7 protein-coding genes and 1 rRNA gene are annotated in these 9,861 nt (G+C 50.6%); 4 read left to right on the plus strand and 4 right to left on the minus strand.

Annotated elements, in window-relative coordinates:
- The first annotated feature begins 131 nt into the window (after positions 1-131).
- Entirely contained in the window at positions 132-935 is an 804-nt protein-coding gene (locus T499_RS0112715; protein ID WP_033151272.1) for a gliding motility protein GldB-related protein, read from the plus strand.
- Here the strand turns inward: T499_RS0112715 and T499_RS0112720 are convergent.
- Complete coding sequence (locus T499_RS0112720; RefSeq protein ID WP_033151273.1) at positions 908-1,849, minus strand: tRNA modification radical SAM protein MnmL/YtqA; 942 nt, start codon at positions 1,847-1,849, stop codon at positions 908-910. The two genes, T499_RS0112715 and T499_RS0112720, sit on opposite strands and share 28 nt — an antisense overlap.
- Positions 1,850-1,914: 65 nt before the next feature.
- On the opposite strand from T499_RS0112720, the gene T499_RS0112725 reads away from it, so the two are divergent.
- Positions 1,915-4,125 carry a S9 family peptidase gene (locus T499_RS0112725; protein ID WP_033151274.1) on the plus strand — a complete coding sequence of 737 codons (2,211 nt, stop codon included), beginning with the start codon at positions 1,915-1,917 and terminating at the stop codon, positions 4,123-4,125.
- A 42-nt stretch (positions 4,126-4,167) separates the two neighbouring features.
- Here T499_RS0112725 and glyA read toward each other — a convergent pair whose 3' ends face one another.
- From glyA to pyrB, 3 genes are read right to left on the minus strand one after another with little or no spacing between them, the layout of a single operon-like run.
- Entirely contained in the window at positions 4,168-5,448 is a 1,281-nt protein-coding gene (gene glyA / locus T499_RS0112730) for a serine hydroxymethyltransferase (protein WP_033151275.1), read from the minus strand.
- Between the two features lie 60 nt (positions 5,449-5,508).
- The gene (locus tag T499_RS0112735) at positions 5,509-5,955 is read right to left on the minus strand and encodes an aspartate carbamoyltransferase regulatory subunit (RefSeq protein WP_013065436.1); all 447 of its coding nucleotides are present in this window, start codon (positions 5,953-5,955) and stop codon (positions 5,509-5,511) included.
- Between the two features lie 19 nt (positions 5,956-5,974).
- Positions 5,975-6,922, minus strand: coding sequence for an aspartate carbamoyltransferase (gene pyrB, locus T499_RS0112740; RefSeq protein WP_033151276.1), 948 nt, complete (start codon positions 6,920-6,922; stop codon positions 5,975-5,977).
- 107 nt (positions 6,923-7,029) lie between these two features.
- Between pyrB and T499_RS0112745 the strand changes: the two genes are divergently transcribed.
- Together T499_RS0112745 and T499_RS0112750 are read left to right on the plus strand one after the other, a co-directional pair.
- Positions 7,030-9,354: a transglycosylase domain-containing protein gene (locus tag T499_RS0112745; protein WP_033151277.1), complete on the plus strand. Its 2,325-nt coding sequence runs from the start codon at positions 7,030-7,032 to the stop codon at positions 9,352-9,354.
- Positions 9,355-9,703: 349 nt separating this feature from the next.
- Positions 9,704-9,861 (plus strand): 16S ribosomal RNA (locus tag T499_RS0112750); the annotation flags it as partial.

A 9,861-nucleotide genomic window follows, 5' to 3' on the forward strand; every position in this document is an offset into this window, starting at 1 on the left:
AACAAAAATGTGCAGGTTTTTATACTTTTATTTAAATATTTTAGGTTAAAATTTGGTTTTTAAAATATTTTTTAGTATATTTGCAACGATTTTTTTAACATAAGTATATCATTACCCCACAAAAATAGCCCGTGCGCAAGGTATATTATTTCCTGTTGATAGTGCTCTTTGGATGCATTAGCTGTGAATGGCAATTTACAGCAGGCGACGACCTTATAGTTAAGGTTGATCGCTACGACCGTATCCAGAGTCTGTACCTTACCACCGGCGATTTTTCGGCTTTGCAGCAGATGAACACCGCTTATCCGATGCAAACCCGCACGCTTATCGAGGATGTGCTGCGTATCGGTAAGGTGGATGATCAGCAGATTAACACTAAGTTCCTGCGATTCTATCAGGATTCTACCTTGCAGGCGCTCATTTCCGAGGCCGAGCAGCAGTATGCCAGCATGGATGATATCAATGCCGATTTTACCAAGGTGTTCAAGTATCTGCGCGAGCATATCCCTGGCATCGAGGTACCCGAGGTGTATGCCCAGATTGGTTCGCTCGATCAGAGTGTGATTGTGGGCAACGGCTCTATCGGTATCTGCTTGGATAAGTACCTGGGCAGCGATTATCCCCTTTACAAGAATCCACTCTACGGCTATTCAAAGAGTCAGCTGGCCACGATGACCCGCAGCTACATTGTGCCCGATTGCGCCGGGTTCTACCTGCTCAGTCTGTACCCCATGCCGCAGGACCGCGCCCTCAGTCAGCAGGAGCGCGACATGCATATCGGCAAAATCCAATGGGTCATCAATCAGGCTTACGGCAAGCACGTGTTCAACACCGTTTATACCCGTATGGTTGATCGCTACATGAAGAGCCACAACCTTACCATCGACCAGATGCTGCGAAACAACAACTATTCTGAGTTCCGCAAAACCAACTGACCTTGGTGTATATCATTCTGCTTCAGGTAGTTTACCAGTTTGTTGGTAAAATCGTAGTTCTTTAGTCCCCAATGCGGTGCTATCAGCAGTTCCTTAGGCGATTGCGACACAAAACGCTCCAGCACCATATCCGGTCGCAGGCGCTGTATGTATTGGGCAATCAGTTCGATGTACTCATCCACGCTGTAGATGTGGAACGGCTCGCGTTCGTACATCTCGGCCAACTTGGTGCCACGGATAATCTGCATCTGATGAATCTTCAGAATGTCGATGGGCAGCTGCGATAGGATAGGGGCCTGGCGCAGACTCTCGGCCGCATCCTCGCCCGGCAGTCCCAGGATGATGTGCGCGCCGGTGAGCAATCCGCGTTGGTGGGTGCGCTCCAAGGCCGATACCGACTGCTCGAACGTGTGTCCGCGATTGATATGTTGCAGCGTTGCGGCGTTGCAGCTTTCCAGTCCGTACTCCACCAGCACAAACGTACGCTGGTTCAGCTCGGCCAGGTAATCCAGCAGTTCGTCCGATACGCAATCCGGGCGTGTGCCAATCACAATGCCCACGATATCCTCAACCGCCAGCGCCTCTTCGTACAGCGCTTTCAACTGCTCGATAGGGGCGTATGTATTCGTAAACGCCTGGAAATAAGCCAGGTACTTCATGTCGGGATACTTATGCGCAAAAAACTGCTTGCCCTCGGCCAGCTGCGCGCTCACACTCAGGCGTCGCTGACAGTACGAGGGGTTAAACGTGCGGTTGTCGCAGTAGATGCAGCCGCCCGTTGATATCCGTCCGTCGCGGTTCGGACAGGTAAAGCCGGCATCTATCGATATCTTCTGCACACGGTACGGAAACTGGCGCCGTATCCACGTGCCGTAGTCGTTATAATAGGGTGTATTCACTTTATTTAAATCCATCAGTGTGCAAAGTTAACGAAAAAAACGCTATCTTTGCAGTCTGAAACAGTAAAAACTCGAAAAATATGAAGAAATTAAGATTATTCTCGCTTGGCGTGTCGCTGGCGCTGGCTGTGAGTGCTTCGGCTGGCAAGCAGATTACGCTCACCGACATTACCAAGGGCGAGTTCCGCAGTAAGTCCATCAGCGCCGTTTACCCCTTGGCCGATGGCGAGACCTACGCGCAGATTAGCAGCGATGGTAAGCAGATTGTTACTTACTCGTTTAAAACCGGCAAACAGGTAGGCGTGCTGTTCGATGCAGCCACCGCCCGTGGCGCTGAGATCAGTGAGGTGGATGGTTACATCATGAGTCCCGATGGCACCCGATTGCTCATCCAGACTGGCACCAAGGCCATCTATCGTCGCTCGTTCACCGCCACCTATTATATATATAGCATCCGCAACAACAAGTTGGAGCCCCTGTCGGATGGCGGTCCTCAGCAAACGCCCGTGTTCTCGCCCGATGGCAACCAGATTGCCTTCGTACGCGACAACAACATCTTCCTGGTAAAGCTGCTCTACGATAATGCCGAGAGTCAGGTTACCAAGGACGGCAAGCGCAACGAGGTGATCAACGGTATCCCCGACTGGGTGTACGAGGAGGAGTTCTCAACCAACTCGTCGATGGTGTTCACAGCCGACTCTAAGCAGATTCTGTGGATCCGTTACGACGAGAGCGCCGTTAAGCAGTACTCTATGCAGCTGTTCAAGGGCCTGAAGCCCACCCGCACCGAGTTTGCCGAGTACCCTGGCGACTACACCTATAAGTACCCCGTGCCCGGTCAGGTTAACTCCAAGGTTAGCGTGTGGAGCTACGATATCAAGAGTCATCAGACCCGCAAGATCGACGTGCCCCTGGGTGCCGAGGATTATATCCCCCGTATCAAAGCTACCAGCGATCCTACCAAGGTGGCCATCATGACCATGAACCGCCACCAGGACGTGCTGCGTATCTATATGGCCAACCCGCTCTCAACCGTTTGCAAGCTGGCTATCGAGGATAAGGTTGATAAGTACATCAAGGAAGAGGTGCTCGACGACATCCAGCTCACCGATCAGCACATCCTGCTGCCCAGCGAGCGCGATGGCTACAACCATCTGTATCTGTACAACCTGAACGGACAGCTGCTGCGCCAGATTATCCACGAGAGTTTTGTGGTAAAAGCCGTTTACGGTTACGACGAGAAGACCGGCGACACCTATTTTGCCGCTAACCCCACTGGTGCTACCGAGCAGCAGGTGATGGTGGCCCACCAGAATGGCAAGGTAGAGGCGCTCACTCCTAAGTCGGGTGTCAGCAACGCCATTTTCAGCAAGAACTTCAAGTACTTTATCAATATCTGGAGCGATATCAACAATCCCGCCCAGTACACCATCTGCCAGAACAACGGCAAAAAGCTCACCACACTTATCGACAACCACGAGCTCAAGGCAAAGTTGGCCGATTACGAGCTGGGTCAGAAGCAGATGTTTACTTTTACCACCAGCGAGGGCGTGCAGCTGAACGGTTATATGGTTAAGCCCGCCAACTTCGATGCCAACAAGCAGTATCCCGTCATCATGTATCAGTACGGCGGTCCTGGCTCGCAGCAGGTGCTCAACCAGTGGGGCCTGGGCATGGCTGGCAATGGTGCCATCCTCGAGCAGTATCTGTGTCAGCAGGGTTATATTTGCGTGTGCGTTGATAACCGTGGTACCGGCGGTCGTGGCGCCGAATTCGAGAAGTGTACCTACCTGCGCCTGGGCGAGCTCGAGGCTCGCGACCAGGTAGAGACAGCCCTTTGGCTGGGTAATCAGAGTTATGTAGATAAGGATCGTATCGGCATCTGGGGTTGGAGCTATGGTGGCTGGAACACCCTCATGTCGATGTCCGAGGGTCGCCCTGTGTTCCGTGCCGGTGTGGCCATCGCGCCTCCTACCTGCTGGCGTTATTACGACTCTATCTATACCGAGCGTTACATGCGTACACCTAAGGAGAATGCCAGCGGCTACGACGAGGTTAACCCCATCGCCCGTGCCAACAACCTGCATGGTGCGCTGCTCATCTGCCATGGTTTGGCCGACGACAACGTTCACTATCAGAACACCGCCGAATACGTAGAGGCATTGGTACAGGCCGATAAGGATTTCCGTCAGTTAGTATATACCAACCGCAATCACGGCATCTCGGGTGGTAACACCCGCAACCACCTGTACCGCCAGGCCATCAATCATTTCAATGATAATTTGAAATAAAACAAATAAAAACCCCAGCCAATCGGCTGGGGCTTTTATTTATTAATAAGCGAACAAAGGATAATCCTTCATCTTCTCGTTAACGCGGGCGCGAACGCTTGCGATAACCTCTGGGTTCTCAGGATCGTTCAGTACCTCCTCAATCCAGGCTGCAATCTGAACCATCAGGTCCTCCTTAGCACCACGTGTGGTGATGGCAGGTGTACCCAGACGGATACCAGAAGTCTGGAAAGCGCTGCGGCTGTCGAATGGAACCATGTTCTTGTTAACGGTAATGTCGGCAGCAACCAGAGCGTTCTCAGCCACCTTACCAGTCAGCTCAGGATACTTAGAGCGCAGGTCAACCAGCATTGAGTGGTTGTCGGTACCACCGCTAACGATGCCGAAGCCACGCTTAATCAGCTCGTCGGCCAGTACCTTAGCGTTCTTCTGTACCTGCTTAGCCCACTCCTTGAACTCAGGCTGCAGAGCCTCGCCGAAAGCCACAGCCTTGGCAGCGATCACGTGCTCCAGAGGACCACCCTGCTGTCCGGGGAATACGGCTGAGTTCAGCAACTGACTCATCATCTTGGTTACACCCTTTGGTGTCTTCAGACCCCAAGGATTCTCAAAGTCCTTACCCATCAGGATGATACCACCACGAGGACCACGCAGAGTCTTGTGGGTTGTTGATGTTACGATGTGAGCGTACTTCACAGGGTTCTCCAGCAGTCCGGCTGCAATCAGACCTGCAGGGTGAGCCATGTCGATCATCAGCAGTGCGCCAACCTTGTCGGCAATCTCACGCATGCGCTTGTAGTCCCACTCGCGGCTGTAGGCACTACCACCACCGATAATCAGCTTTGGCTTGTGCTCCAGTGCCAGCTGCTCCATCTCGTCGTAATCTACGCGACCGGTCTCCTTATTCAGGTTGTAACCGATGGGGTTGTAGATCAAACCAGATGTGTTTACGCGTGATCCGTGCGACAGGTGACCACCGTGATCCAGGTTCAATCCCATGAATGTGTCGCCTGGCTTCAGTACGGCCAGCAGTACGGCAGCGTTAGCCTGAGCACCTGAGTGAGGCTGTACGTTAGCGTACTCAGCACCGAAAAGCTTGCAAACGCGGTCGATAGCCAACTGCTCAACCTCGTCAACCACCTGGCAACCACCATAGTAACGGTGTCCAGGATAACCCTCGGCGTACTTGTTAGTCAGGTAAGATCCCATGGCTTCCATCACCTGGTCGCTTACGAAGTTTTCACTTGCAATCAGCTCAATGCCTTTCAGCTGGCGCTGATGCTCTTTCTCAATCAACTCGAAGATTGTGTTGTCTCTGTTCATTGTTTTGTTTATTGGGGAAAAAATGTTCAATGTTCAATGTTCAATGCTCAATGTTCAATGTTAGCACAGTTCCACTTTGTTGATATCCTGCTCCTTCTCGCAGTAGTGGCAAGTCAGAATGCCGTTCTCAACGTGGAAGTGGGTCTTCATCGGCTCATTGTTGGTAATACACTTGGGGTTATTACACTTCACAATGCCCTTAATCTCCGATGGTGTAACCACACTGCGCTTCTCAACCACCTCGTAGTCGCGTATAATGCTCAGTATCACGTTAGGTGCAACTACCGAGAGGCGCGACACCTCGTCGTCGGTAAAGAACTTATCGCTCACCTTGATGATACCTTTCGAGCCCACCTTTTTCGAGGGATAGTTAAAACCGATGGTAACAGGTGTTTTCAGTGTAAACAGTCCCAGCAAGCTGGCCACCTGGTATGTCTTGTCGGTTGGAATATGATCAATCACAGTGCCGTTCTCAATCGCGGCAACCAATCGCTCCTTTTTATTCATAATGTTCAATGTTCAATGTTCAATGAATAATAGTTTTGTCGTTTTTAACTTCGTCGAGTGTAATTCCCAGCACATCGCAGAAGATGGCCTCGCGGGCAAACAGTCCGTTACCGGCCTGTTGTATGTAGTAAGCATGTGGGTTGTCGTCCACCTCGTAGGCAATCTCGTTTACGCGTGGCAGCGGGTGCAATATCTTCATGTTAGGTTTGGCGTTTTTCAGCAGGTCGTTGTTCAGCACATATACGTTCTTTACGCGTTCGTATTCCATCAGGTCGCTGAATCTTTCTTTTTGCACGCGCGTCATATATAATATGTCGGCATCGGCTATCACCTTCTCGTTAAACGCCGTGTGCTCCTGATACTTAATGCCGTGTTCGTCGCAATAAATCTTGTATTCCTTCGGCATGGCCAGTTCCTTCGGCGCCACAAAGTGGAAGGTGGGGTTGAAGTGCCTCATGGCCATAATCAGCGAGTGTACCGTTCGTCCGTATTTCAGGTCGCCCACCAGATAGATGTTCAGATTCTCCAGCGTGCCTTGCGTCTTGTAGATCGAGTAGAGGTCGAGCATACACTGCGAGGGGTGCTGATGTGCGCCGTCGCCGGCATTCACGATGGGCACTGGGGCTACCTCCGAAGCATACTGGGCAGCGCCTTCGATATAATGGCGCATCACAATCACGTCGGCGTAGTTCGATACCATCAGGATGGTGTCCTTCAGTGTCTCGCCCTTGGTGCCGCTGGTAATCTTCGGATCGGCAAATCCGATAACACGGGCACCCAGACGGTTAGCTGCTGTTTCAAAACTAAGTCGGGTTCGGGTTGAGGGTTCGAAGAAAAGGGTTGCCACAACTTTGCCCTTCAGCAACTCACGATTGGGGTGCTTCTCGAACTCTTGCGCCATCTCAATCATGTAGAGGATCTTCTCTCGAGTGAGATCGGCAATTGTTACAAAATTATGCTTTTTCATCAATAATTTAATTTTCTCGGCGCAAAATTACACAATATTTCTGATTTCCGTGCCGTATTTTGAAAGAAAATAGTAATTTTGCACCAAAAAGTAACTAAAAAGAGGATATGAGAAAGCTATTTGTCTATTTTCTATGGACATTATTGACATTAACCATCCTGGCCACGGCCGGTGCTTTTTACGCCATCGATAAGGGTTGGATTGGTTATATGCCACCTATCGAAGACCTTCAGAACCCCATCAGTCGCTTCGCCACCCAGATTTATTCTGCCGATGGCCAGCTGTTGGGCACCTGGAATTATAATCGTGAAAATCGAGTGATGGTAGATTACAACAAAATCGCTCCATCACTCATTCAGGCATTGGTGGCTACCGAGGATGTGCGCTTCTACGATCATTCGGGCGTGGATTTCATCGCCCTCGCGCGCGCGATAGTAAAAAGAGGTATCTTAGGTCAGAAGAGTGCCGGTGGTGGATCTACCATCACCCAGCAGCTGGCCAAGCAGTTGTATTCCGAACAGGCTCACTCCACCGTCGAGCGCCTGCTGCAGAAACCCATCGAGTGGGTGATAGCCGTCAAACTGGAGCGTACCTACACCAAGGACGAGATTATTACAATGTACTTGAATTATTTTGACTTTCTGCACAATGCGGTGGGCATCAAGACAGCTGCCAACACCTACTTTAGCAAAGAGCCAAAAGACCTGAGCGTTACCGAGTCGGCCACACTCGTGGGCCTGTGTAAGAACCCTTCTTACTTCAACCCCGTACGCAATCCCGAGCGCAGTCGCGACCGTCGTAACGTGGTGCTCGGTCAGATGGTAAAGGCCGGCTACCTTACCCCCGAAGCCTACGATTCGCTCAGTACCCAGCCACTCACTCTCAAGTTCCATGTGGCCGACCATAAGGAAGGTCTGGCACAGTATTTCCGTGAGTACCTGCGCCAGTACATGACCGCCAAAAAACCCGTCCGTGCCAACTATCCTTCGTGGAATATGGCCAAGTTCGTCACCGACTCAATTAACTGGGAGACAGACCCTTTGTTCGGTTGGTGTAACAAAAACAAGAAGCGCGATGGCGAGAATTATAACATCTATACCGATGGCCTGAAGGTTTACACCACCATCGATTCGCGCATGCAGGAGTATGCCGAAAAAGCTGCCTACCAGCACGTGGTAAAGTTCCTGCAGCCCGCCTTCGATAAGGAGATGCAGTCAAAGAAGAATGCCCCTTATTCGGCCAACCTCACCGCTGCCCAGGTAGAGCAGATTCTGAATCGTTCTATCCGTCAGTGCGAGCGCTATCGTGTGCTCAAGGAGAGTGGGGCAACCGAGGACGAGATCTACCGCTCGTTCCGTACCAAGACCAAGATGTCGGTCTTCACTTACCACGGCGAGGTGGATACCATTATGACGCCACTCGACTCGATAAAATATTACAAATCATTCCTGCGTACCGGCTTTATCAGCATGTGTCCACAGAATGGTTATGTAAAGGCCTACGTGGGTGGTCTTAACTACGAGCACTTTGCTTACGATATGGTGATGGAAGGTCGCCGCCAGGTTGGTTCTACCATCAAACCCTATCTGTACTCGCTCGCCATGGAGAATGGTTTTACCCCTTGCGACGAGGCGCCTAACGTACAGCAGACCTACATCGTGGCCGGTCAGTCGTGGACGCCACGCAACGGTAGTAAGGCCCGCTACGGCGAGATGGTAACCCTGAAGTGGGGCTTGCAGCAGTCAAACAACTGGATTTCGGCCTACCTCATGAGTAAGCTCAATCCCCGTGCCTTCGTCGATCTGCTTCACGAGTACGGTATCCGCAACCCCGATATCCATCCTTCGATGGCCCTCTGTCTGGGTCCTTGCGACATCAGTGTAGGCGAGATGGCCAGTGCTTATACCGCATTTGTTAACCATGGTATCCGCGCTGCGTGCATGTTTGTTACTAAGATCGAGGACAGCGAGGGTAATGTGATTGCCCAGTTCCAGCCCCGCTTGAACGAGGTGATTAGCGAGGAGAGTGCACATAAGATGATATATATGCTGCGCAATGTAGTTGATGGCGGTACCGCCAGTCGTCTGCGCTTCAAGTATAACCTCACCGGTCAGCTGGCAGGTAAAACAGGTACCACCAATAATAATAGCGATGCCTGGTTCGTAGGTCTTACCCCCACATTGGTTAACGCCTGCTGGGTAGGTGGCGACGATCGCGATATCCACTTCAACTCTATGGCCATGGGCCAGGGAGCCTCGGGTGCACTGCCCATTTTCGCACTCTACATGCAGCAGGTTTATAAAAATGCCCGTTTAGGATATCACCAGGACGAGGTGTTTGATGTACCTGCCGGTTTCGATCCTTGTCCGATGGGTGGTGGCGAGACCGACGATTCTGGTGGCGAAAACGACATCGAGGAGATTTTTGAATAAAAACCTCAAAAATATAGAATTTTGCATTTGTCTATATATTATATATAAGGTGTAATATAAAGAATGTAAACATTCCCGAAAACTTTCATGTTTTTGGGAATTTTTTTTGGAAAATGTTTGGTTGGTATTGAAATTTGTTGTACCTTTGCACCCGCAAATCAGGAACACCACCTGACAAGCACTGAAAGAAAGAGTTCTTTGAAAGATTTACATAAACAGAAGTAGTACAAGAAGCAAGAGCAGAAATGCTCTTGGGTAAATGAACAAACCGTTTCAATTTCTTGAATTTGGATAGTTGTTCTGAGACAGATATATTTCTATTTTAAATAGAAAAAACAAACAATTTTTTACAGTGAAGAGTTTGATCCTGGCTCAGGATGAACGCTAGCTACAGGCTTAACACATGCAAGTCGAGGGGCAGCATGATCGAAGCTTGCTTTGATTGATGGCGACCGGCGCACGGGTGAGTAACGCGTATCCAACCTTCCCTATAGTAGAGAATAGCCC

The organism is Prevotella sp. RM4, assembly GCF_000701965.1.
GTDB lineage: Bacteria > Bacteroidota > Bacteroidia > Bacteroidales > Bacteroidaceae > Prevotella > Prevotella ruminicola.

What these genes read in the sequence shown, in the direction of transcription:
- T499_RS0112720 (WP_033151273.1), bottom strand. Translation starts at nt 1,849, where the DNA reads ATGGATTTAAATAAAGTGAATACACCCTATTATAACGACTACGGCACG.
- T499_RS0112725 (WP_033151274.1), top strand. Translation starts at nt 1,915, where the DNA reads ATGAAGAAATTAAGATTATTCTCGCTTGGCGTGTCGCTGGCGCTGGCT.
- glyA (WP_033151275.1), bottom strand. Translation starts at nt 5,448, where the DNA reads ATGAACAGAGACAACACAATCTTCGAGTTGATTGAGAAAGAGCATCAG.
- T499_RS0112735 (WP_013065436.1), bottom strand. Translation starts at nt 5,955, where the DNA reads ATGAATAAAAAGGAGCGATTGGTTGCCGCGATTGAGAACGGCACTGTG.
- pyrB (WP_033151276.1), bottom strand. Translation starts at nt 6,922, where the DNA reads ATGAAAAAGCATAATTTTGTAACAATTGCCGATCTCACTCGAGAGAAG.
- T499_RS0112745 (WP_033151277.1), top strand. Translation starts at nt 7,030, where the DNA reads ATGAGAAAGCTATTTGTCTATTTTCTATGGACATTATTGACATTAACC.